The organism is Haloprofundus marisrubri, from assembly GCF_001469955.1.
Classification (GTDB): Archaea; Halobacteriota; Halobacteria; order Halobacteriales; family Haloferacaceae; genus Haloprofundus; species Haloprofundus marisrubri.
This window is the reverse complement of record NZ_LOPU01000016.1, coordinates 138,349-161,359: the sequence shown is the minus strand read 5'-3', so window position 1 is coordinate 161,359 and position 23,011 is coordinate 138,349. Positions and strand designations below refer to the sequence as shown.

The 23,011-nt window shown below is 64.5% G+C and carries 25 protein-coding genes; 17 read left to right on the top strand and 8 right to left on the bottom strand.

The genetic code is table 11. The annotated features are described in order from the left end of the window. The first annotated feature begins 41 nt into the window (after positions 1-41). Both AUR64_RS03820 and AUR64_RS03815 read left to right on the top strand, forming a co-directional pair. The gene (locus AUR64_RS03820) at positions 42-1,040 is read left to right on the top strand and encodes a WD40/YVTN/BNR-like repeat-containing protein (protein ID WP_058580623.1); all 999 of its coding nucleotides are present in this window, start codon (positions 42-44) and stop codon (positions 1,038-1,040) included. A gap of 70 nt (positions 1,041-1,110) precedes the next feature. Continuing rightward, on the top strand, positions 1,111-2,190 hold the full coding sequence (locus tag AUR64_RS03815; RefSeq protein ID WP_058580622.1) for a geranylgeranyl reductase family protein: 1,080 nt from the start codon (positions 1,111-1,113) through the stop codon (positions 2,188-2,190). Positions 2,191-2,237: 47 nt separating this feature from the next. Here AUR64_RS03815 and ygfZ read toward each other — a convergent pair whose 3' ends face one another. Next, positions 2,238-3,338: a CAF17-like 4Fe-4S cluster assembly/insertion protein YgfZ gene (gene ygfZ / locus AUR64_RS03810; protein WP_058580621.1), complete on the bottom strand. Its 1,101-nt coding sequence runs from the start codon at positions 3,336-3,338 to the stop codon at positions 2,238-2,240. Positions 3,339-3,426: 88 nt separating this feature from the next. Further along, the gene (locus tag AUR64_RS03805; RefSeq protein WP_058580849.1) at positions 3,427-3,726 is read right to left on the bottom strand and encodes a DUF6432 family protein; all 300 of its coding nucleotides are present in this window, start codon (positions 3,724-3,726) and stop codon (positions 3,427-3,429) included. A 275-nt stretch (positions 3,727-4,001) separates the two neighbouring features. Here AUR64_RS03805 and AUR64_RS03800 point away from each other — a divergent pair, with 275 nt between their 5' ends. The 3 genes from AUR64_RS03800 (at position 4,002) to AUR64_RS03790 (ending at position 5,688) form a co-directional block, all read left to right on the top strand. Continuing rightward, the gene (locus AUR64_RS03800; protein WP_058580620.1) at positions 4,002-4,871 is read left to right on the top strand and encodes a DUF7093 family protein; all 870 of its coding nucleotides are present in this window, start codon (positions 4,002-4,004) and stop codon (positions 4,869-4,871) included. Between the two features lie 127 nt (positions 4,872-4,998). Next, positions 4,999-5,382, top strand: coding sequence for a DUF5611 family protein (locus tag AUR64_RS03795; RefSeq protein WP_058580619.1), 384 nt, complete (start codon positions 4,999-5,001; stop codon positions 5,380-5,382). A gap of 84 nt (positions 5,383-5,466) precedes the next feature. Continuing rightward, positions 5,467-5,688 (top strand): hypothetical protein, encoded by a 222-nt coding sequence (locus AUR64_RS03790; protein ID WP_058580618.1) that lies wholly within the window; start codon positions 5,467-5,469, stop codon positions 5,686-5,688. Between the two features lie 74 nt (positions 5,689-5,762). On the opposite strand, the gene AUR64_RS03785 is transcribed toward AUR64_RS03790, so the two are convergent. Continuing rightward, positions 5,763-6,500: an SDR family NAD(P)-dependent oxidoreductase gene (locus AUR64_RS03785; RefSeq protein WP_058580617.1), complete on the bottom strand. Its 738-nt coding sequence runs from the start codon at positions 6,498-6,500 to the stop codon at positions 5,763-5,765. Positions 6,501-6,690: 190 nt separating this feature from the next. On the opposite strand from AUR64_RS03785, the gene AUR64_RS03780 reads away from it, so the two are divergent. The 4 genes from AUR64_RS03780 to AUR64_RS03765 all read left to right on the top strand — a co-directional run bounded on the left by AUR64_RS03780 (position 6,691) and on the right by AUR64_RS03765 (position 10,609). Continuing rightward, the gene (locus AUR64_RS03780) at positions 6,691-7,146 is read left to right on the top strand and encodes a universal stress protein (protein WP_058580616.1); all 456 of its coding nucleotides are present in this window, start codon (positions 6,691-6,693) and stop codon (positions 7,144-7,146) included. A gap of 53 nt (positions 7,147-7,199) precedes the next feature. Beyond that, positions 7,200-7,892 (top strand): TIGR00266 family protein, encoded by a 693-nt coding sequence (locus AUR64_RS03775; protein ID WP_058580615.1) that lies wholly within the window; start codon positions 7,200-7,202, stop codon positions 7,890-7,892. Positions 7,893-8,028: 136 nt separating this feature from the next. After that, positions 8,029-8,997 (top strand): ROK family protein, encoded by a 969-nt coding sequence (locus tag AUR64_RS03770; protein ID WP_058580614.1) that lies wholly within the window; start codon positions 8,029-8,031, stop codon positions 8,995-8,997. Positions 8,998-9,112: 115 nt separating this feature from the next. Next, complete coding sequence (locus tag AUR64_RS03765; RefSeq protein WP_058580613.1) at positions 9,113-10,609, top strand: LVIVD repeat-containing protein; 1,497 nt, start codon at positions 9,113-9,115, stop codon at positions 10,607-10,609. A gap of 23 nt (positions 10,610-10,632) precedes the next feature. Here the strand turns inward: AUR64_RS03765 and AUR64_RS03760 are convergent, their stop codons facing one another. After that, positions 10,633-11,712, bottom strand: a complete 1,080-nt coding sequence (locus AUR64_RS03760) for a CNNM domain-containing protein (protein WP_058580612.1) — start codon at positions 11,710-11,712, stop codon at positions 10,633-10,635. Positions 11,713-11,864: 152 nt separating this feature from the next. Between AUR64_RS03760 and AUR64_RS03755 the strand changes: the two genes are divergently transcribed. Beyond that, positions 11,865-12,191, top strand: a complete 327-nt coding sequence (locus tag AUR64_RS03755) for a NifU family protein (protein ID WP_058580611.1) — start codon at positions 11,865-11,867, stop codon at positions 12,189-12,191. A 122-nt stretch (positions 12,192-12,313) separates the two neighbouring features. Continuing rightward, on the top strand, positions 12,314-12,961 hold the full coding sequence (locus AUR64_RS03750) for a hypothetical protein (RefSeq protein WP_058580610.1): 648 nt from the start codon (positions 12,314-12,316) through the stop codon (positions 12,959-12,961). 50 nt (positions 12,962-13,011) lie between these two features. Here AUR64_RS03750 and AUR64_RS03745 read toward each other — a convergent pair whose 3' ends face one another. Continuing rightward, positions 13,012-14,415, bottom strand: coding sequence for a DUF402 domain-containing protein (locus AUR64_RS03745; protein WP_058580609.1), 1,404 nt, complete (start codon positions 14,413-14,415; stop codon positions 13,012-13,014). Next, positions 14,412-14,786 (bottom strand): DUF7532 family protein, encoded by a 375-nt coding sequence (locus AUR64_RS03740; RefSeq protein WP_058580608.1) that lies wholly within the window; start codon positions 14,784-14,786, stop codon positions 14,412-14,414. The genes AUR64_RS03745 and AUR64_RS03740 overlap by 4 nt, the downstream gene beginning before the upstream one ends. Before the next feature lie 142 nt (positions 14,787-14,928). Here AUR64_RS03740 and AUR64_RS03735 point away from each other — a divergent pair, with 142 nt between their 5' ends. The 5 genes from AUR64_RS03735 (at position 14,929) to AUR64_RS03720 (ending at position 20,268) form a co-directional block, all read left to right on the top strand. Then, positions 14,929-15,945 carry a PrsW family intramembrane metalloprotease gene (locus tag AUR64_RS03735; protein ID WP_058580607.1) on the top strand — a complete coding sequence of 339 codons (1,017 nt, stop codon included), beginning with the start codon at positions 14,929-14,931 and terminating at the stop codon, positions 15,943-15,945. 103 nt (positions 15,946-16,048) lie between these two features. Then, a complete protein-coding gene (locus AUR64_RS03730) occupies positions 16,049-16,720 on the top strand; it encodes an SdpI family protein (protein WP_058580606.1) in 672 nt (223 codons plus the stop codon). 127 nt (positions 16,721-16,847) lie between these two features. Then, entirely contained in the window at positions 16,848-17,024 is a 177-nt protein-coding gene (locus AUR64_RS20385) for an HVO_0416 family zinc finger protein (RefSeq protein WP_155120504.1), read from the top strand. A gap of 187 nt (positions 17,025-17,211) precedes the next feature. Beyond that, positions 17,212-19,056 (top strand): UvrD-helicase domain-containing protein, encoded by a 1,845-nt coding sequence (locus AUR64_RS03725; protein WP_058580605.1) that lies wholly within the window; start codon positions 17,212-17,214, stop codon positions 19,054-19,056. 54 nt (positions 19,057-19,110) lie between these two features. Beyond that, positions 19,111-20,268 (top strand): M24 family metallopeptidase, encoded by a 1,158-nt coding sequence (locus AUR64_RS03720; protein WP_058580848.1) that lies wholly within the window; start codon positions 19,111-19,113, stop codon positions 20,266-20,268. Between the two features lie 6 nt (positions 20,269-20,274). Here the strand turns inward: AUR64_RS03720 and AUR64_RS03715 are convergent, their stop codons facing one another. Then, positions 20,275-20,535 (bottom strand): DUF7533 family protein, encoded by a 261-nt coding sequence (locus AUR64_RS03715; RefSeq protein WP_058580847.1) that lies wholly within the window; start codon positions 20,533-20,535, stop codon positions 20,275-20,277. Between the two features lie 139 nt (positions 20,536-20,674). Between AUR64_RS03715 and AUR64_RS03710 the strand changes: the two genes are divergently transcribed. After that, entirely contained in the window at positions 20,675-21,283 is a 609-nt protein-coding gene (locus AUR64_RS03710; RefSeq protein WP_058580604.1) for a riboflavin synthase, read from the top strand. Between the two features lie 135 nt (positions 21,284-21,418). Here the strand turns inward: AUR64_RS03710 and AUR64_RS03705 are convergent, their stop codons facing one another. After that, the gene (locus AUR64_RS03705) at positions 21,419-22,921 is read right to left on the bottom strand and encodes a carboxypeptidase M32 (RefSeq protein WP_058580603.1); all 1,503 of its coding nucleotides are present in this window, start codon (positions 22,919-22,921) and stop codon (positions 21,419-21,421) included. Positions 22,922-23,011: the final 90 nt, after the last annotated feature.

The following is a 23,011-nucleotide window of genomic DNA, read 5'->3' as shown; positions in this document are numbered from 1 at the left end:
TCGCCAGCGGGCTTATTTGGACCGCGGCCAAACCGCGAGGTATGACAACACAGTACGCGGCGTTGCGAAATGTCCTCCTCATCGTCCGCGGCGGCCCCGGCGAGCGACTCGTCGACAAGCGACTGACCGACCACCAGATAGAGTGTGTCGCGGCCGCTCCCGGCGGTCACGTGGCGTTCTGCGGGACGTTCGACGCCGGCCTCTGGCGGACCGACACCGAAGGGCAGACGTGGTACCGCGTCGGCGACGAGACGCTCACCGACCCCGTGATGTCGGTGACCGTCGACCCGAGCGACCCCGACCGAGTCTGGGTCGGCACCGAACCGAGCGCGGTGTATCGTTCCGACGATGGCGGCGAGACGTGGGAACAGTGCGGGGGGCTGACCGACCTACCGTCGGCGGACAGTTGGTCGTTCCCGCCACGACCGGATACACACCACGTCCGCTGGATAGCGGTCGACCCGGCCGACTCCGAGCATCTCTACGTCGGTATCGAGGCGGGAGCGCTCGTCCAGAGCCACGACGGCGGCGAGACGTGGGAGGACCGTGCCCCCTCGGCGCGACGGGACAACCACAGCCTCGCCACGCATCCCGACGCTTCCGGACGCGTGTGGTCGGCCGCGGGCGACGGCTACGCCGAGAGCGACGACGGCGGCGAGACGTGGGACCACCCGCAGGAGGGCCTCGACCACCGCTACTGCTGGAGCGTCGCCGTCGGCCGCGAGGCGAAAAACGTCCTCGTCTCGGCGGCCAGCGGCGCTCGGTCGGCGCACAACGCCAGTTCGGCCGAATCGTACGTCTACCGACGGCGACCCGGCGAAGCGTGGACGCGACTCGACGGCCTGCCGACCGGCGAGGGCGTGACGCGCCCCGTACTCGCAACCGACGGCAACGGGTCGTTCTACGCGCTGTCGAACCGCGGTATCTTCCGGTCGCCGAACAGCGGCAAATCGTGGGAACGCGTCGAGATTCCGTGGCCCGAAGCCTACGAGTCGCAGACGGCGCGCGGACTGGCGGTCGTTTCGGAACCGCAATCGTAACCACAAGGCCAGTCCGACAAGCGACCGAACCGAGAAGGTATATAATCGTCCGGCGGGTCAGTCACGACCGATGTACGATTTCGTCGTGGTCGGCGTCGGTCCCGCCGGTGCACGTTTCGCCCGACGTGCCGCCGAATCGGGATACGACGTGCTCGCACTCGAAAAAGGGGAGGTAGGCACTCCGCTGGCGTGTTCGGGCCACGTCAGCACCGACATCTGGGAGTACGTCCCCGACGCGGCGAAGGAGAAACTGTTTCAGAACCGTATCTACGGCGCAAACTTCCGCATCGGCGGCCCCGACACGGCCGCGAACCCCTTCTACAAAAACGAGGAGATATCGAACGTCATCGACCGGGTCGAACTCGACCGGACGCTCGCGGAGGCCGCCCGCGACGCCGGCGCGGACGTACGCGAAGGTCACACCGTCACGGACGTGAGAGAACACGCCGACGGCGTCACCGTCACGGCGAGCGTCGGCGGCGACGAGGAGACGTTCGAGGCGAAGATGGTCGCCGGTTGCGACGGCCCCATCTCGAAAGTCCGCCGTGAAGTCGGCTTGCCGGAACCCGGCGAGTTGCTCCACGGCGTGCTGGCGTTCGACGACGAACCCGACCACAGCGACTTCGTCGACGTTCATCTGACCGTGCCGCGCTTTTTCGCGTGGCGCATCCCCCGCGGCGACGCGGGCGTCGAGTACGGCCTCGCCGCGCCGCCGGGCAAAGAGGTCAGAGAGATGTTCGACGTGCTGACCGGCACCTACGACGTGGAGACGAGTCACTTCTGCTCGGGCGCGATTCCCATCGGCCCACCGCCGTCGGTCACGTCTCGTCGGGTGTTCCTCGTCGGTGATGCCGCCGCGCAGACGAAACCGTTCACCGGCGGCGGCATTCTCTACGGGATGACCGCCGCCGACCACGCGGTCCGCGAAATCGACCCCGACCGCCCGCGGACGCTCGGCGAGTACGAGACGGCGTGGCGGACGGACCTCGAACGCGAGATTCGACTCGGCCACTGGGTCCGACGGGCGTACTCGCTGCCGCAACCCGTCCAGCGTGCCGGACTCAAAGCGATGTCCGGAAGAATCGGCGTCCACATGGACCGACCGTCGTCGCTCTTTTCGGCAGAACAACTGAAAGCGTTCTTCTCCTAATCGTCGCGTCGTCGCGTCGTCGTGTTTGCGTTGTCCGGTTTCCGTTTCTACTCCTGCGTCAGCGCATCGTACACCGGCAACCGCCCCGAGCGGTCGTTGCCGTCGACGAACGGCAGTTCCGTTCGCGTCGCGGGCGTCTCCTCGCCGTCGACGCGGACCGTGAGGTCGGTCTCGTCGAGGTCGAAGTCGACGAGTGCGAGCGCGATAGGTCGGTCGAGCGTCGGACTGTCGACGGCGCGGGTAATCTCGCCCACCGACGTGTCGCCGTCGAACACCGCTGCGCCGGAGTCCGGGAGTTCGTCGAGAAGGAGGCCGACGAGTCGCTTGCTCGGCCGGCCGCGGTTCTCGACCTTCGAGACGACTTCCTGGCCGACGAAACAGCCTTTCGAGAAGTCGAGGCCGTTTCGGAGGCCGAGAACGTTCGGCAATCGTCCGGAGAGTTCGCTGGCGAAAAGCGGCGTCCCGGCCTCGGCGGTGAGCGTCTCCCACGTTCGATAGCCGAACGGGACGGCGTTCAGACCGTGGACGAGCAGCGTCAGGAACACGTCCGGTGCGTCGTCCGCAGCGCAGACCACCTCGTATCCCTCGTCGCCGGTCGGCGCGTCGGAAGCGACGACGGTCACGCCGGCGTCGCCCATCGACCCACGGACGAAGGAGAGATGCGGTTCCGGCGCGCCCGCGCCGTTGAGCACGGAGGCGACTTTCTCCGTCGACTGCGGGCCGTGGACGCCGAAGACGCCGAACTCGCCGGAGGCGTCTCGAATCTCGACGTCCTGAATGAACACTTTCTCCTGCCAGTCGGCGACGAGCGACTCAGTGACTTGTGGCGGCACGAAAAGTAGCAGTCGCTCGCCGGCGTTGTAGACGTACATATCGGCCTCGATACGACCCTGTGGGTCCAAGAGCAACGCGTACGTCCCCTCACCGTCTTCGCGGGGGACGCGGTTCGAGACGACGTTGTCGACGTACTCGATTCGGTCGTCACCGGAGACGACGACGACGCCGTACCCCATTTCGATAACGCCGACGCCGTGTCTGACCGCTTTGTGCGTGCGCTCGGGGCGGCCGTAGTGGGCGACGACGCGCCGGTCGTCGCGTGTCTCGTAGGTCGCGCCGTGGTCGTCGTGGAGGTCTCCGACGAGAGTCATCGACGGGGCGTAGGTCGGCGCGCGATAAAAACGGTGTCCACCCGGGTCGACGGTTCCCGGGTCAATTGTTTCCGAATCGATAGTCGGCTCAGAGGCCGAGTCGGTCACGTACGGAGTCGAAGAGGCTCTGGTCGGCTTCGACGGTTTCGTCGGCGTCGGGGACGACGCGGTCGGCGGGCATGATAACGACTCGTTCGTCGGTCTGGTCGACGGTGATGAGACTGTCGGCTTTCAGGTCCGCGAGTGCGGATTCGAGCGTGTCGATGTCGGCGTCGACGGCCGCTCGTAGTTCCAGAACCGTCATTCCGTCGTCGGCTCTGTCGACGAGCGCGTCGAGTACCGCGACGTCTACGTCGCCTCTGTTGCGATACTCCCGCTTGGCTCTCATACAGTATGCATGCCTCTCAACCGGTTTACCGTTACCGGCGACCGAAAAGACTGTCCTCGGGCCGTGGTCGTCGTCCCCGCTGTCGGGTTCGAGCGGTCGGAGAGGTCGTGAGAAGTCGTAGAACGTCGGGGGCGGCCGAGACAAACACCGACGAGTCGACCCCGTCTGACCGTGGCGACTCTCGCCGTCGACTGCCGTCACCCCCCCGTCGGCGTCGGCCGCGCGTCAGACGCCGAGGGGGTAGTTTTTAGTCACGGAGGTCGGAAGTCCCGGCAATGGGACTCAGGTGTCTGCTCGGCCACGACTTCGGCGAACCGGAGTTAGAGCGCGAGCGGGAGGAAAGCGGCGAAGAGATGGTTGTCACCATCCGCGAGGTGAAAACGTGCGTCCGCTGCGGCGAGACGCAGGTCGTCAGCGAGAACAAGGAGGTTACCGCGGTTCCGGGTGCTGAAGCGGCGCACGACGACGACCCGGCGGACGAGTTCGAAGCGGAGACGGAACTCACCGGCGACACCATCGACGAACAGTTCGACGAGAACGACGAGTTCGAGCCACCGCAGAGCGCCGAAGAGGACGACGGCATCATTCTCGACGACGAGGACGACGACCCCGAACCCGAACCGGAACGGGAGCGACAACCCGGCGAGTGGCCCGAGGCGAACGTCGGTGCGGAAGACGACGACCGGATGCCGACCGTCGAAGAACTCGAAGGCGACGAGGGAATCGAGAACGGTGAGAGCGTCGAGGAAGACGAGGCCGAAGACGACCCGTCGCCGTGGCCGGAAGTCGCCGGCGAGGACGAAGGGTTCGACGCCGAACCTTCGGACGGGTCGGCAACCGACGTAACGTTCGGCGGCCTCGCTCCCGAGCGCAGCGACTACGACACCGAGTATCCGGACCGCGACGGCTACGACGCGGAGTTCATCAGTAACGGCAACGGGCAACTCAACGGCGCGAGCGACACCGCCGAGGGGTTCACCCGTGCCGAATCGGCCGTCGAACTGGAGACGCGAAGCGAGGACGTACCGACGGAGTACGCCTGTCCGGAGTGCGGCCTCGCCCGCCCCGCCAACGGGAGTTCGCTCCGTGCAGGCGACATCTGTCCCGAGTGCCGTCGGGGCTACATCACCGAACGCGAGCGCTAGCCGCAGCCTTTTTTGCAGTGAGTGGTGAGGGCGAGGAGCGCGCCAAACTACCCGTCAGCGTCTGACACGGGTATATAGGGCAGACTCGGACGAAACAAGTAAACCATCCCCTCGCGAACGGTGGCGCATGAAGCAGTACAAGATGCGACGCGGCGAGACGCTCGACGAGAACGCACCCGACCTCAAAGCGACCATCGAGGGCTACTTCGGCCCGGTCACGGGCACCGAGGAACACGACGGTCACGAACTGTACGTCGTCGGCGACCCCGACAACCCGGTCTTCGAGCGCATCGTCGCCGGCGCGGCGACGTTCAGCGGCAAGAAAGACCAACTCGCCGTCCACTTCGAAGAGCGCGACGCCGCAGAGGTCATCGCCGAGGGCAACGCCGACGCCGCCCAAGACGCCGTCAGCGCCAAGAACGACTTCCTGCTCGAAGTGACGGGCCGGGACGCGAAGTCGCGCCGCGAGTCGATGAAGCGCGCCGTCGAAGACGACGCGCCTGACGTCTAGAACACCCAGCTTTTGCGCTGCGGGCTGGCTCCGCCAGCCCTCGGCAAAAGCTCGACCAAAAGCACTCCTCCCTCGCTTCACTTCGTGGTTCGAAAATCGCCACTGGCGATTTTCGTCATCACGAGACGGCGAAGCCGTCTCGAACGATTCCGCTCGGTCGTCGGCCCGCTCGCTCCCTACGGTCGCTCGCGGTACAACAGCCGAGCGACGACCGGCCGGTGGAGGGTCACCGCCAGCAGTTCGACCACGAGCGAGGCGAAGCCGAGCGAGTGGGCCGAGGAACCCTCGAAGGCGCGAAGCGCCTGAGGGGGTGACGCTGTGCTTTTGGTCGAGCTTTTGCCGAGGAGCGGCGAAGCCGCTCCGCAGCGCAAAAGGTCGTGTCAGAGCGTCTCCGGCAGCCACCCGCCGTCGACTTCGATGTTTTCGCCGCTGATGTAGTCGCTGTCCTCGTGGAGGAAGAACAACATCGCCTGTGACATATCCTCGAAGGAGGCCGGACGGCCGCGGGGCAGTTCGTCGGGGAACTCGTCGGAGTTCTCGACGACGTACGGCGAGATGGCGTTGACCGTAATCCTCGAATCTTGGGTGTCGGCGGCGAGCATCCGCGTGAACATCAAGACTCCAGTTTTGGCGACGAAGTACGGGAAGTTCTTCGGATAGACGAGTGCCTTCTCGCTCCCTGCGTAGCCGACGCTGACGATGCGGCCCCAGTCGTTGTCGCGCATCCCCGAGAGCGCGCGTTTCGAGCAGAGATACGTCCCGTAGAAGTTCGTCTCTACGACGCGCTGCCACGTGTCGAACTCGATATCCTCCCAGTGTGAAGGCGCGAAGTCGCCGACGTTGTTGACCAGCACGTCGACGCTCCCGAGGTCGGATTCGACGGTCGAGAACAACTCGTCGACGCCGTCGGGGTCGGTCACGTCGCCTTGGACCGTGGTCGTCGAAACGCCGCGTTCTTCGGCTTCGGCGGCCACCTCCTCGGCTTCGTCGGCGCTCGAATGGTAGTGGACGGCGACGTCGGCCCCGCAGTCGGCCGCCGAGAGCAGGAGTTCGCGGCCGATGCCTTTCGCGCTACCAGTGACGAGAACGGTACGACCCGAGAGGTCGGGAGCGAGCATACGCCACAATCGGTCGCTGCGAGCAAAAGTGTGGACCGTCGCGGACTCTCCATCGATGGGTTCGGGACAATTTTCATGTGTATTGCTCACATCCATCGGTGTAGAGCGACCGCAGGCGGCATGAAATGTTTATTCGTTATTGAGTAAATCCTCCGTCACTTTTAAGTCCGGGACCGGATTACGCATGGATATGGCAGTAGACACGATTCTGTTGGCAGTCGGTGCGGGAGACGCCGAGCGCATCGAACGACTCGGCGAAGTCGCCGTCGACATCGCCGGCCCGACCGGTGCGACAGTCGTTCTCGGACACGTCTTCACCCGACAGGAGTACGACGAGACGATAGACAAACTGGAGTTCGACACGACGGCCGAGGAAGTCTCGCCCGACGACGTGGCGTCGCGCCACGCGACGATACGCGACCTGACGGAGATGCTCGACGAGTCGGGTATCGACTACGACGTTCGCGGTGCCGTCGGTAAGCACGGTACGAGCATCGTCGACCTCGCCTCGAGCGTCGATGCCGACCAGATTATCGTCGGCGGCCGCCAGCGCTCTCCCACCGGAAAAGCGGTCTTCGGCAGCACCGCACAGGAAGTCATGCTCTCGGCACCGTGTCCGGTGACGTTCGTCCGTTCCGAGAACTGAGACCGCCCGAAACGAGGCGAACACTCATCTTCTTCCGTGTGGCGCACACCCACATGGAGCACGAAATCGAGTTCAGACCCTCCTTTTCGCTTCTCACGCTCTCGTTGGAGAGCGGCGAGGCGGTTCGTACGGAAGCGGGGTCGATGGTCAGTTGCGACGCCGGTATCGACGTCGAGACGGGCGCGAACGGCGGCCTCTTCGGGTCGCTCAAGCGGAGTTTGCTCGGGGGCGAGAGCTTCTTTCAGAACACGTTTACGGCCCGCGAGGCGGGCGAACTGACGCTCGCACCGCCGTTGCCGGGAGATATCGTCGACTGCTACCTCGAAGACGAGACGCTGTTCGTCCAGTCGGGGTCGTATCTCGCGTCGGCGCGGGATATCGAACTCGACACGCAGTTCGGTGGCGGACGGTCGTTCTTCGGCGGCGAGGGAGTGTTCTTGCTCCGTCTGGAAGGGTCGGGACCGGCGTTTCTCTCCAGTTACGGCGCGATTCGGGAACGAGAACTGGCCGACGGTGAGACGTACACCGTCGACACCGGCCATATCGTCGCCTTCGAGTCGTCGGCGTCGTTCGACGTGCGAGCCATCGGTGGCCTCCGCTCAACGCTGTTCAGCGGCGAGGGACTCGTCTGCGAGTTCGAAGGTCCCGGTCGCGTGTGGACGCAGACGCGCAGTCCCGACGCGTTTTTGACGTGGTTGATTCCGAAACTGCCGACGAACACGGCGAACGCCGGAAACAGTAACTAGAGACCGAGTACACTGTTATTCGGTGACTTAATCCGTACAGTAGGGGGTGCCTACTGGCTGATTACGTGAGATAAGCGCCGGCATCTGACGCATCGAATCTGTGCAGTTAAGTGGCGTGACCGTGGTTGTGAGTACAATGGCCTACTACGTGGGCGTCGACCTCGGCGCGACGAACGTCCGAGCAGTCGTCGCCGACGACGACGGAACCATCCTCGGAAACACGAAGCACGGCACGCCGCGCGGCCCAACCGGAATCGCGGTCACCGAAGAGGTGCTCAGCGTCGTCCGCGAGGCCTGCGACGAAGCAGGCGTCGACCCGACCGACGCCGTCGCCGCAGGCATCGGCTCTATCGGTCCGCTGGACCTCGCGGAAGGAGCGATAGAGCAACCGGCGAACCTGCCTGACACTATCGACCGCATCCCCCTGACAGGGCCACTGTCGAACCTCTTGGAGACCGACGAAATCTACCTCCACAACGACACGAACGCGGGCGTCATCGGCGAGCGGTTCTACTCCGACCGCAACCCCGACGACATGGTGTACCTCACCATCTCCTCGGGTATCGGCGCGGGCGTCTGCGTCGACGGCGAGGTACTCAGCGGGTGGGACGGCAACGCGGGCGAAGTCGGTCACATGACCATCGACCCCCACGGGTTCAGAACCTGCGGGTGCGGCCACGACGGTCACTGGGAAGCGTACTGCTCGGGGAACAACATCCCGCGCTATGCGGAGGAACTGCACGCCGAGGACCCCGTCGACACCGTTCTCCCCGTCGAAGACCCCGACTTTTCGGCTATCGACGTGTTCGAGAACGCCGGCGAAGACGAGTTCGCCGACTACGTCATCGACCAAGTCGGCCACTGGAACGCGATGGGCGTCGCCAACACGATTCACTCCTTTGCGCCGCTCGTCATCTTCATCGGCGGCGCGGTGGCGCTGAACAACCCCGAGGAGATTCTCGAACCCATCCGCCGGAAGATGGACGAAATGGTGTTCATCAACGTCCCCGACATCCAACTGACGACGCTCGGCGACGACGTCGTGGTTCGCGGTGCGCTCGCCAGTGCAATGACCGGAGGCACAGGCGACCGAGCGCAACTGTAGCGCACACCGGCTAGTACGGCCCGACTTCGACTGGCCGAACTATCAGCCGAACACAGTAATTCCGTACCGAACACGTACCCGCGTCGCTTATTCATTTGCACGCACAGTAACACCCATGCGCAGACGTGACGTGCTGCGCGGAAGCGCCGCCGCGCTCGGACTGTCCGCAGTACCCTCGCTGACGACCGACCGAGCGGCCGCTCATCCCGGGCCGTATCGGCCGTACGGGTTCGTCGACGTGAACGGTGCGAAGGAGGCTGTCGTCGGACCCGACGGACAGACGGCGTTCGTCGCCTCAACCAACGGCTACGCCGTCGTCGACATCTCCGTCGCCGACCAACCGAAAGTCGTCGCCAGCCGAGAGGACCTCCTCGCCGAGCGTGAGGGTGGCCCACTTCGACAGGTGTGGGACGTGAAACTCGACGGTTCTGGGAATCGGCTGTTCGTCGTCGGCCCCGCGAACGGCATCCCGGGCGCGCTCTCGGGGATGCTCGTCGAGGACGTCTCCGACCCCGCGAACCCGGAGACGCTCGCCTTTTTCGAGACCGACCACCCGATTCACAACTGCTACGTCAGCGGCGGCTACGCGTATCTGACCGCCAACGAGTACGACCGTAACCCGTTCGTCGTCGTGGACGTGCGCGGCGACGAACCGCAGCAGGTCGGCGAGTGGTCGCTTCTCGACGAGAACCCCGAGTGGGAGGCCGTCTCCGCGGGCCGTCGAACGGTCCACGATATCTGGGTACAGGGCGGCGTCGCCTACCTCGCCCACTGGGACGCCGGCACGTGGATGGTCGACGTCTCGACGCCGTCGAATCCGCGGACCATCGGTCGTCTCGAAAGCGTTCCGCCGTCGGAACTCGCCGCCGGCGATGGGGGAGATGCCCGACTGGAGTCGCGGATTCCGCCGGGTAACGACCACTACGTGGCGACGAACGAGAACGGAACCCTTCTGGCGGTCGGCAAGGAGTCGTGGGGCGTCCGCAGCGACGGCCAACTCGTCGGTGGGCCGAGCGGCGTCGAACTGTGGGATATCTCGAACCGGACGGCCCCGCAACGGCTCTCGACTATCGAACCGCCGGCGTCGCCGGACCCGACGTACGACGGCGTCTGGACCACCGCGCACAACCTCGAACTGCGCGACGGGAGACTGTACACCTCGTGGTACCGAGGCGGCGTCAAACGCCACGACATCTCGGACCCGCGGAACCCGGAGGAACTTGCGTGGTGGCGCGAACCCGCCGAGGCGAGTTTCTGGACCGCCCGCCTCGCGCGTCCCGGACAGATGCTCGTCGCCAGTAGCAGGGGGACGGGCGACACGCCGGGGCGACTGTACGTCTTCCCCGACCACGCAGGTCAGCAGACGAACCCGCCGTCGTTGGGACAGGCGGACGCGAGCGACGTGGACGTGTTGACCCCGACGCCGGGACCGAACTCGGGAGACGATGCGAGCCGTGGAAGCGATGCCGGAACTCCGGCGAGTGCGGGTGATAGCGGCGACATCGACGACTCGTCGGCTATCGTTGCTCCCGGGTTCGGCGTTGGCACGGCGGTGACGGCGCTCGGCGCAGGCGCGTGGTGGGCGAAGCGACGAGACGGGAACAATCAGTAACGCGCGTCGCAGGGCCGATGCGGCTACGACGTCGCTTGAACGTCGGTGTCGGCTTTCCTGTCCGTCGGGTCGCGCATCTCGCCCATCACCTCTTCGAGGGCGTCGGTCGCGGTGAGTAACCCGACGATTTCGCCGTTCTCTTCGACGAACGCCAGCTCCTGTTCTTCCTCTTGAAGCCCGTCGATTGCCTCGCTCACCGTTATCCCGGCGTCGAACGTCAGCGGCGGTGCGGCGATATCTTCGAACGTCGCCTCGCCCGACGAGAGTTCCTCGTACGCGTTGACGACTGTCGGCGCGTAGACGATGCCGCGGAAGTCGGAGACCGACTCGCCGGTGAGCGGGAATCGCGTGTGTGGGTTCGCCTCGACGACGGCGAGGTTCTCTTCGACGGAGAACTCGGTCGAGAGCATGGCCACCTCGTCGATGTCGACCATCACCTCCGAAATCGGTTGCTCACCTACTTCGAGCGCGTTCATCACTTCCTCGCGGCGCTCCTCCGAGAGGTCGCCCGCTTCGAGAATCGACGCCATCTGTCGGCGGAGGTCCGCGCGGTTCTCGACGCTGTCCTCCTCGGCTTCGGTCCACGAGCGGGTGAGTTCGACGCCGAACAGACGGAGCGTCCACTTGGCGACGCCGTCACCGAGTTTGATGATTGGGTAGATGGACATCGCGAAGTAGTACAGCGGCGTCGCGCCGTACTTGCAGACCCACTTGCTGCGTTCGACACCGAGGTAGGTGGGTGTCTGTTCGCCGTGGGTAAGATGGACGAGGTTGATGATGAGGAACGCCAGAATCGCACCTGCGCTGATCGAGGCGAGGAACGTTCCTTCGATGTACGGTTCGAAGATGGCTGCCAGCGCCGGTTCGGCGACGATACCGACGGCGATGCTGGTCGCGGTGATGCCGACCTGACAGCTCGTGAGGTAGATTTCGAGGCGGTCGGTCATGTTCCACGCGCGTTCGAGCGCCTTCGAGCCTTGGAATTCGGACTCTGGGAACTGCCGGACCCTCGTGAGTGCGAACTCGATGGCGACGAAGAAGCCGTTTGCGAGAATGAGGAGCAGTCCGGCGAACAACCGGGCCGCGACGACGGGAGCTTCCATGTACCCGCACTGTTCGCGGTGCAGGGACAAAACAAGCGGGGGCCGGTAGCGGGTTCGCAAGCGGAGGCCGGCGGCGGGTTCGTCCCGATTGTTCACGAAGGATGCCACAGCGAACCACAACTTACGCATAGGTGGGGACCCAAACATCGCCAATGAGCGACGACAGCCTCAAAGAGCAAATCGAGAACTGGATGGTCGGTCAGATGCCCATCATCCAGATGCACGGCGGGACGAGCGTCGTGCGCGAAGCGAACCCGGAGACGGGCGAAGTCGTCGTCGAACTCGGCGGAACCTGCTCGGGGTGCGGCATCAGCAACGTCACCGCGACCAACATCAAAGCCGACCTCATCCGCGACTTCGAGGACGTCCGCGACGTGACGGTGAAAGTGCCGAGCACCGGCGACCAAGGAAGTAGCACCGTGGAAGGCGGCCGCGGCGGGGAACTGCAGTTCTCCAACGAGTCCGCCGAGCACTTCTGACGGCGACGGACGACGTTCTCTCAGCGCTTCTTCCCTCGTGAGCGCGTTCTCCGTCTGTCGCAACCACCAGTGTGGTTGTGTTTTCGACACGACTATCTACACACTCGTCGCGTATCGAGTAGATGACCCGGAGCCTGCCGCTTTTCGTCGCTCTCACCGTTCTCCTCGCAGGGTGCGGTGGCTCTCCCGTCGCGCCGCTACCGACTTCCGTCCCGAGCGAGACGCCCGCCGCATCCGAAACGCCGCTGCCGACAGGAACCGACGCCCGTTCGGCGACGCCCGCCGTGGTCGAAACGGAGGACGCCCGCACGCAAACGACCGATCCGACGGCGTCGACGACTCACGACGTAGAGTGGTGGGTCGAAAACGACCGAAACGACTCGGCGATTCGCGTAGTCGTCTCGTTCGGAGCGCATCCGGTCGAACAGTACCGAGTCATCCATCCGAACGGTTCTACCTCGCGTCTCGCCGCCGACAGTCCCGAACTGGGCCGGGCGCTCGCGGACGCACCGTCGGTGACGGGAGTCGGTGCCGCGTCGACCGTCCGAACTAACCTCGACCCGACCGCGGCGACGTTCGGTGTCGGCGAAAACGTCCCACCCGACGCCAACGTGAGCCTCGTCGCGTTCGTCGAAGAGAACGGGACGTGGGTTACAACGGGCTACACGCCGTCTCGGACAGGGTGTGGCAGTGACCGTTCGCTGACGAAAAGCGGGTTTCGGTTCCTCGACAACGGCACCAGCACGTTCCTGACCTGCGACCCCCGGTGACGAGACGCCGACCCGACCCCCAGAACACGATTACGACCCCAACAGCGCGACTACGACCCGAGGGCGGTCTCCAGACTCGACGCCACGGCCCGCGTCTTCTCCGCCAGTTGCTCGGAGATGTGTCCCGCTTCGACCGCTGCGTCGAGTTCGTCGTCGTCGACGCGTTCGACGCTCCCGTCGGGGTGTTTCACCACGTCGACGTGGAGGTCGACGTAGCGAATCTCGTCGGGGAAGCACTCGACGGGCGTGCAGATGTTGACGTACGTTCCTTTGCGCTCGCCGTCGCTGCCTCGATACACCGTCGGATACCACCACCGACCTTCGCGGAACTTCGTGAGCGCCGTGTCACCCGATTCCCGCCGTGTGCCGAGTGCGTCGTAGCGTCCGCCGCCGGACATCGACCGTTCGACGGCGACGGTGCCTTCGTCGTCGCGTTCGACCACCTCGCCCGACCCGAGCGTGATGAGCCGACCGTCCGGTTTCCCGTGACCGATGCTCACCGTGTCGCCTTCGACGGGGCCGAACTGGTCGGCGACCACACCGAACGGGAACTCGCCGTCGCCGTCGAGCGTACAGAGCGCTTCCGCGAGGTCCACGCCCGAACTCGCAGCGTTCGCCGCGGCTTTCGTTCGATGGTGGCCGGGCATCGTCGTCGACACCTCGCGTCTGAGCGCGTCCAATTCGAATCTGGACTCGCGGCCGAACCAGACCCACGCACCGGCGGCGGGCACGACGACGCCGGGGTCTTCAATTGGCTCGGAGAGCGCTGCGTCCATCGCTCGGGCGCGCTCGGCCGCGCCGTCGAGCGCTTCTCGGAGCGCCCCCATGTCGGCTTCCGTCGCGCTGTGCCGCCAGCGGATGCCCCAGCCGTCGGGAATCTTGGGGTCTAAGAGGTCGGTCATCCCGGCGAGTTCCCGCCCGGCCGCGTCGTCGTGCGTCGCCACCGTCGTCCCTTCCTGTCCGGGAACGAGCGTCACGAGGCCGTCGTGGGCGCGGATTTCTGTTCCTAGCTGCGGCCGGTCGTCGTCCCACGGCGGCGACGACGAGGTCACCTGTACTCTGAGCGCGTCGCCCGTTTCGACGTGGTCGTCGGCATTTCTGTAGGGCAGGTAGCCGTCGGTCACGCCGAGGTCGACGACCGCGCCGCCGCCGAGCGTTTCTGTCACCTCTGCGTCGAACACTGCGCCTTCGGGTGCTGGGTCGGTCCACGCGAACGCGTCGACACCGACCCCTCGAAGTCGTTCGCGGGCGTCTTCGACGGCCGTCTCGTCGCCGGCGACGCCGACACCCTGTCGGTCGGTCGTCGTCTCGACGGCCACGTCGTGGCTGTCGGCGTCGAACGACTCGTCGAAGCGCCGTCGAATGGGTCCCGACGCCTGAACCACGTCGTCGCCGGCGTCGAGGAACAATCGAGTCAGCGCCGTCGTGTAGATACCGCGGACGCGGACCTTCATAGCAGGTCGGCGTTGCGGGCGAATCGCACCCGGTCGTGGACCGTCGGTCCGAGCGTCAGTTCGACCACGTCGTCGGAGAGGATTCGTCCGCCCTCGATGGGGACGCCCCACGAGTCGAACTGGAGGTAGCCGCGCATACTCGCGCCGTGGGTGTAGAGGTCGACGTGGTCGACGCTGTGCTGTTGAATCTCGTCGCTGCTGTGGGCGAGTTCCATATCGGAGTAGATGGAATCAGCATCGGCGAAGAACGCCGAGAGCGCGTCCGCATCGTCTGCGACCGCCTCGGTGACGAGGTCGGACGCCTCACGAATTCGGTCGATGTCGAGGCCGACCTCCCGGAGCGCCGCCTGTGTGCGCGAATCGAAGTGCATACCCGACGTTGGGCGGGAGGGGTTTTCAGCGTACCTCGTCTGTGTTCGTGGCGCCGTTAGCGTCGTGTTCGGTGCGACAGTATCCGCTGCGAGCGATGCGAGCAGGCCCAAGAGATTAGATAGTTCCCGGTGATATAGCGACATGACGAACGAACGGGACCCTATCGAACGTGCGTCCTCGGGGTCACTCGACCTCTACGACGTCTCGACGTGGGAAGAGCGGAGTTCGCTCGACGGACTGTCGGTGTTTCTCTGGAAGCTGATGGCGGTGACGTTCCGGTCCGTTATCATCCTCGTCGCGTTGGCGCTTCTCATCGGTATCGTCGGCTTCTCCATCACTTCGCCGCTCGAAATCGGAGTTCTCACCGTCCTGTCGGTGATTCCCGCACTCGCACTGGCGGGCTACGTCTACTACTCCGACGTGACGAGCAACGAACCGCTGTCGTTGCTCGTCGCCACGTTTCTTTTGGGAGTGCTGACGGCGAACTTCGCGGCGCTCATCAACAGCGCGTTCTCGCCGTACTTCCAGTTGATTCCGGTCGTCGGCATGGTGTTTTTCTACTATCTCATCGTCGGCCCCGTCGAGGAGACGGTCAAGCTTCTGGCAGTGCGACTGTACGCGTACCGAAGCGACCGCTTCGACGCCGTCATCGACGGTGCGGTGTACGGGGCGATGGCCGGTCTCGGCTTTGCGACCATCGAGAACGCACTGTACATCACCCAAGGCGTCGAACCGGCACAGTTGGAGTTCGGTGCGGAACTCATCGGCGTCGGCGGCCAGATTACGGCGGTTCGTGCGCTCGCCGGCCCGGGCCACGTCATCTACTCGGCGTTCGCGGGCTACTACCTCGGTCTCGCAAAGTTCAACAACGAGAACCGCGGCCCCATCGTCGTCAAAGGCCTGCTCATCGCCGCGTTCATCCACGGCACGTACAACACCACCGTCGGCCTCGGGTCGGGACTCATCTGGTTGGCGATGCAGGTCGTCGTGCCGTTCGCCGTGCCGCAACTGGCCGCCTACCTCGCGTACGTCATCCTCTACGACGGCTTCTTCGGCTACCTGCTCTACCGGAAAATCAAGCGCTACCGTAACACCTACTGGGCGGTCCACGACGACAAAACCGTCCGCGACGAGAGCGTCGTCGAGGAATCGACGTAGTCGGCGGCTTTCGGCTTCGGAAGCTCCCAACCGAGGGCATGTTCCAGAGGGTGTCACAGGAAACGAGCGCCTGTTTATCTGCAACGCGGTCATAACAGTCCGCATGAATACTCATCGGCGGTTCGGACTTGCGGCCGGGTTCGTCGTTCTCGCCGCACTCCTGAGTCTGCTCGCCGCCCCTTCGCTCCCTGCCCGACTCGTCACGAACTGGAACACGGCGGGAGAACCGAACGGAACGCTCCCCAAGTCGCTCGCACTTTGGCTCGTTCCCGCGATGACGGCGGGCCTCCTCGTCGTGTTCGCTTCGATTCCTCGCATCGACCCGCTCGGCGAGAATATCGCCGCGTTCCGTCCGTACTACGACTGGTTCGTCGTCGTCTTCACCGGATACATGCTCGTCGTTCACGCTGGCGTCGTCGCGTTCAATCTCGGCTACGAGTTCGACTTCACCGCCCTCGTTCTCGCCGGAAGCGCCGGACTCCTCTACTACGCGGGCGTCGTCGTTGCGAACGCGGAGCGAAACTGGTTCGTCGGCATCCGGACGCCGTGGACTCTCAGCAGCGACGAGGTGTGGCGGCGAACGCATGCACTCGGCGGGCGACTGTTCAAACTCACCGCGATAGCCACGCTGGTCGGTCTTCTCTTCGGCGACTACGCCCTCTACTTTCTCGTCGTACCCGCCGTTTTGACCGCCGCCGTGACCGTGGTGTACTCGTACTACTTGTACGAGCGACTCGAACAAGGTGGAGGAGCCTCGTCCGATTCCGAGGCCTGAAAAGCCCATTCGACCGTCGAGTAGAGCCGACTGTTCGTGAGCGCCGCAACCTCGTGAAGTCCCGAAACCGCCAGAGACGCGAGAGAGCCCAAAAGGATATGTACTGTCATGCCATAGCACAGCATGTATGGCATCCGCACCCAGCGACGACGTGTTCGACCAGTTTTTGGCTGACCGAGGTCACGAGACGGAACCCGAACGCTGGGACCAATCGTATAACAAGAAACAGTGTCCCGACTGCGGAGCGCTTCACGACGACGACGCGATGACGTGTAGCGTCTGCGGTTGGGACCCCTACGCCTGAACGACGCGTAGAGAACGATTCAGCACGGTCCCCCTGTTTTTTGTCTGTTCGAAAGCTCCGAGCGGTAGCCACAGTCAGCGCGTAACTCGCACTCGCGGAGGGCCGTGCAGGCAGTGTTCGATACCCGTTTCGGCCCCACCGAAACAAGCCACGTGGTTTATCACACCGTAGGGCGTGAACCGGGATAATGGCTGAGACAGCGCCCACCGTCACCCGACTGTTCGGTGGCCCGGGTAGCGGTAAGACAACCGCTCTCCTCAACCGCGTCGAAGAGTTACTCGAACAAGACGACGTAGAGTTCCGCGACATCCTGGTCGTCTCCTACACCCGTGCGGCCGCACAAGAGGTCAGAGAACGCCTCGCCGAGCGTCTCGACATCTCCCCTCGCGCGCTCCAAGGCAACGTCTGTACGATGCACGCGAAGGCGTACGAACTGCTCAACCTCTCACGCGGCGACGTCGTCGGCGAGAAGAACAAAAAGGAGTTCGCCGAGGAGTTCGGCATCGAGTACGAAGACGAGTACGGCGGCAAGGGCCGTCGAACCGCCCGGTCGACGACCATCGGCAACAAGGTCATCGCAACGAGTCAGTGGCTCCAGCGGACCCAGCGAGACGTCGCCGACTGGTACGACGTTCCCTTCCAGTGGAACGTCGAGAAAGTCCGTCTCCCGCCGGAAATCGACCCGAACGCCCAAGAGGGCAACAAGTACACGCCGACGTGGCCCTCCTCGGACGACCGCGTCGACATCCCCGAAGCGATTCGGGCGTGGCGCAACTACAAGGGGACGAACGGTCTCGTCGGCTTCGCCGACATGCTCCAGCGGGTGAAACAGCGCTCGCTGCTGCCGAGCGTCGACTACCTCGTCATCGACGAGTTCCAGGACATCACGACGCTGCAGTACGAGGTGTACGAGGAGTGGAAACCGCACATGAAGCGCGTGCTCATCGCCGGCGACGACGACCAGGTCGTCTACGCGTGGCAGGGTGCGGACCCGAACCTCCTGCTCGACGCCCAACGCGACGAGGACGAGGTGCTGCCGAACTCCTACCGACTCCCCTCGCGCATCCTCAACGTCGTCAACAAGGAGATTCGCCACATCGACAAGCGTCAGGAGAAAGACCTCAAGCCGAGAAAGGAAGGCGGCGTCGTCGAAGCCGTCGAGAGTCCGTCGATGCTCAACCTCGTCCGCAACGTCCGTTACACGGTCCAGAAGGACGACGGCGACATCATGCTCCTGTTCCGGGCGCGCTACCAGATGTTCCAGTTCATCGACGACTTCATCAAGGAGGGCATCCCGTTCAGCGTGCTCACCGACCAGCGGATGTGGACCGACCGCCTCACCGAGTACGTCCGCGCCGTCGAGCGCATCGAAGAGGACGAACCCATCACCGGCCTGCAAGCGCGTCGCCTCGCTGATATGCTGCAGGACTCGGCGTTCGGGTCGAACGACCGCGACGACCTCTACGACCTCATCGACGAGTACGAAGAGGAAAGCGAGACCGACGACCTCGCCGAAATCGAGATTTCGAAGGACGAAATCAAGAGTCTCGCACCGTTCGCCCCCGACCCGACCTCCGCCAGCGACATGGTCCGGAAGGTGACGAGTTTCCAGCGCAAATCCATCAAGGCGTACTTCGGCGGGAAGTACGAAGGGATGGACCCCAACCGCGTCCGCATCGGCACCATCCACTCCGCGAAGGGTCGTGAGGCCGACCACGTGTTCGTCGCCACCGACCTCACCGAGAAGGTCGTCGAACAGATGGCGGCGACGGTCGACCAGCAGGGTATCGAAATCGACGGCGTCGACGAGTTCACGAAGACGACGAGTCCCGTTCCCGTTCTCACGAACAACGAACGCCGTGTGTTCTACGTCGGGATGAGCCGTGCCCGCGAACGCCTCGTCCTCATGGAGAACCTCGTCGACGGCGCACCGACGCTGCCCATCAGCGTCCTCTTGCACAACGAAATCCGCGACGAACCGGTCGAGGAGATGCTGGAGGAAGCCCAAGAACCGCCAGCGCCGGAACCGTAGGCGATGGCAGGCGACTCCGAGGCCGAAGGCGAATCGGCCGGCAACACGTCCACGATGGCGTCGTGGCCGGACCAGCCGAGTACCGACTACGGGTTTCTGAACGCCGCGCTCGCAGAGGCCGACGCCGATGCATTCGTCGCCGTCGGCGACCGATTCGACGACGATATGCGGTATCTGACGCGGTTTTCGGGGCCGGACCGCGACTACGCGTTCGTATTCGTGGGTGACACCGCGACGCTCTGTGCGCCCGCACTCTTCGAAGAACAAGCTAACCGCGAGTTCTCCGGCGACGTGGTTCGGATGGAGAACGTCGGCGACCCGGCAGGCGAACGCGCGCGTGCCGTTCTCGACGACGCACTCGACGGTACTGGAACGGTCCTCGTCCCGCAGGGGATTCCGCACGACACGGCGCTGTACCTCGAACGCGGGGGCTACGAACTGCAGTCGACGAGCGCCGTCACCGATGCGCGAGCGGTGAAGACCGAAGAAGAGTTGGACTGTCTGCGTCGTGTTCAGCGGGCGACAGCCCGTGGAATGGCACGGGCGGAGGAGATTCTCGCAGAGGCAAGCGCAGAGGGAGGCGAACTGCTTTGGAAGGGCGCACCGCTGTCGACGGAGCGACTGCGCCGGCAAGTCAACGCCACCCTAGCGAGTTACGGCGTCCGCGACGCGGGCAACACTGTCATCGGCGCGGGGCCGTCGTGTGCGGACCTGCACTTCACGGGAACGGACGACATCGCGCCCGGCGAGACAGTTCTCTTGGATATCTCGCCGCGTGGCCCACACGGCTACTACGGCGACCTGACCCGGACGTTCGTCGTCGACGGCGATGGCGGGTGGGAGCGCCGCGCGTACGTCGCCGTCGAAGCCGCCCAAACGGCCGCATTCGACGAACTCGAATCTGGTGCGGGCGTCGCCGCGAGTGCGGTCCACAGGGAAGCGGCCGCCGAAATCGCCGCTTACGGCTTCTCGGTCGGTGAGGAACCCGGGTTTACGCACGGAACCGGCCACGGTGTCGGCGTGAGTCTTCACGAAGCGCCGTCACTACGGGCCGACGAACCGCTGGAAGCGGGGATGGTCGTCACGGTAGAACCGGGCGTCTACGACTCGTCGCAGGGTGGCGTCCGCATCGAGGATTTGGTCGTCGTCACCGAGGACGGCTACGAAGTGCTCGCGGCGTATCCGACGGGAATCGTCCCGCAGAAGCGCTAGGCGGCGCTACTCCTGCTGTTTCGGCTCTTCGTTCTTTTCGGGGCTTTTGACCGCCGAGCCGACGGCTTTCTCGGCGGCTTTGCCGGGGATGTCGTCGGGTGTCGTCACGTATCGGGGGACGAGCACCATCGCGGCGGCGACCGCGAGGAGGGCGACGCCGAACAGCGTCTCGCCGCTCACCAACTGTTCGATGCCGTAAATCGCCACGGGGATAGCGAAGACGAGCGTCGCCGCCAGTCCGATGGTGTCCAAGATTCCGAGCGCCATTGCCGCGAGTATCCGGCGCGGGGAGAAAAATGCGACGAGTGCGCTGGGCGCGGTGGGTGCGGTGACCGTGTCTCGGTTCCGCGGCGACGAACCGGCACCGAACACAACGCTTTCACGCCGTTGCCGCCAATTCGAGCGCATGTTTACCGGAATCGTCGAGCGCACCGGCGAAGTGACGGCAGTCGAAGACGCCGAGGGCGGACGCCGCCTTCGTATCAGTGCGCCGGGGTTCGACGACTTACACCACGGCCAGTCCATCAGCGTCAGCGGCGTCTGTCTCACCGTCGAGGAGTTCGAGAACGCGGGCGACGACGCGTGGTTCTCGGTGTTTCTCGCGGCGGAGACCGTAGATAAGACGTATCTGGGTGAAGTCGAGGAAGGCGACGTGGTGAACCTCGAACGCGCGTTGCCCGCCGACGGCCGATTCGACGGCCACGTCGTACAGGGACACGTCGACGCGACGACCGAAGTGACGGGAATCGAGCGCGTCGGCGACGACTGGCGCTTCGAGTTCGCCATGCCCGAGGGGATGCGCCAGTACGTCGTCTCGAAGGGGTCGATTACGCTCGACGGGATTAGCTTGACCGTCGCCGAACGGAGTTCGGACTCGGTTGCGGTGGCGATTATTCCGACGACGTACGAGGTGACGACGCTCTCCGAGAAGGACGTGGGCGATTCGGTTCACGTCGAAGTCGACGTGGTGGCGAAGTATGTGGAAAACATGTTGGAAGGGTATCAGCCGGAGTAGGGTTTCGACTGAGACTGTACAGTTCTGTTTTACACTGGGTTTCTGTCTCGGCACGCCCGGCTACCGTGTCGTCACTGAGTTCCCGGAACCAACGAGGAAAACCGCATCAAACCACGAATCAACGACGAACGCGACCTACAACCCGTACAGGTCTTCGAACTTCTCGGTCACGTACTCGGTGAAGTACTCCGCGGTCAACGGTTCGCCCGTCGCCTCCTCGATTAACTCGTCCGTCGGATACCGCTTGCCGTGGCTGTGGACGTTCTCGGTGAGCCACTCCCACAGCGGCGCAAAGTCGCCCTCACGAATCATCCCGTCCACGTCGTCGAACTCCTCGCGGATAGTCGCGTCCACCTGCGCGGCGAACACGCTTCCAATGGTGTAGTTCTGGAACGAGACGAACCAACTCGACCAGTGAATATCCTGCAGACTGCCCTCCGAATCGCTGTCGGGACGAATCCCGAGATACTCCTCGAACGTGTCGCCCCACACCTCGGGCACGTCTTCGACGTCGATTTCCCCGGCGACGAGTTGGCGCTCGATTTCGAATCGGAGGATGATGTGCAGGTGGTAGGTGGCCTCGTCGGCCTCAACGCGAATCAGGTTGTCCGGTTTGATGCGATTGGCGGCGGCGTAAGCGTTCTCGGCCGTCACGTCCTCAGCGTCGGGCAGGTGTGATTTGACCTCGGGGAGGAAGAACTCCCAGAAAGCGCGAGTCCGGCCGACGTGGTTCTCCCAGTATCGGGACTGGGACTCGTGAATCCCGCTCGAAACCGACTCGCCCAACGGGGTCGCGTATTTGTCGTCGGGCAGGCCGAGTTGGTAGGAGGCGTGGCCGAACTCGTGAATCGTCGCCATCAGCGCGTCCAGCGGGTCGTCGTCGTGGTAGCGCGTCGTCACCCGGGCGTCGAACTGCGTGCCGAACGTGAACGGGTGCGCGGAGGTGTCCAGTCTTCCCCGGTCCTCGGGATAGCCGAAGGCGTCGAGCGCCGCCTGCGAGAGTTCGTGCTGGGCGTTCTCGGGATAGGTGCTCGTGAAGGGTGTCGGCAGGTCGTCGCCGTTTTCTCGGACATTTTCGATGAGCGGAATCAGCGTCTCGCGGAGGTCCGAGAAGACTTCCTCGACTTTCGAGAGCGGGAGATGCGGTTCGCGGTCCTCGAACATCACCTCGAAGGGGTCGCGGTCGGGGTCGATATGTTCGGCGCGTTCACAGTGGAGGTCCAAGAGTTTCTGGAGGTGTGGCGCAAAGGTGTCGAAATCGTCGTTTTCTTTCGCTTCTTGCCACGCCTCGTGGGCCTCGGCTTGGGCTTTCGTGAGGTCTTCGACGAGGTCGCTTGGGACGTTCGCGGCGCGTTCGTGCTGGCGTCGAATTTCGGTCACTACTGCTTTCTCTTCCCCATCGAGTTCGGATTCGTCGACAGCATCGAGGGCCGCAGCGAGGTCGTCGCTCGTGAGCAGGTCGTGGTGGACCGCCGAGAGCGCGGACTGCTGTTCGGCGCGGGCGGGCGCGCCGCCGTTCGGCATCATCACGTGCTGGTCCCACATGAGGTAGCCGGAGGCGTGGTCGACGTTCGAGATGCGCTTGTACTGGCTCAGGAGGTCGTCGTACGCCTCGGCTGTCTCGGGGGTCGATGACATGTCTCGTGGTTACTTGGGACGGATATGAACGTCCGGGCACCGGCAGTTCGTGTGCTTCGAATGGGTTGGACGAGCCGGTGGGTGTGCACT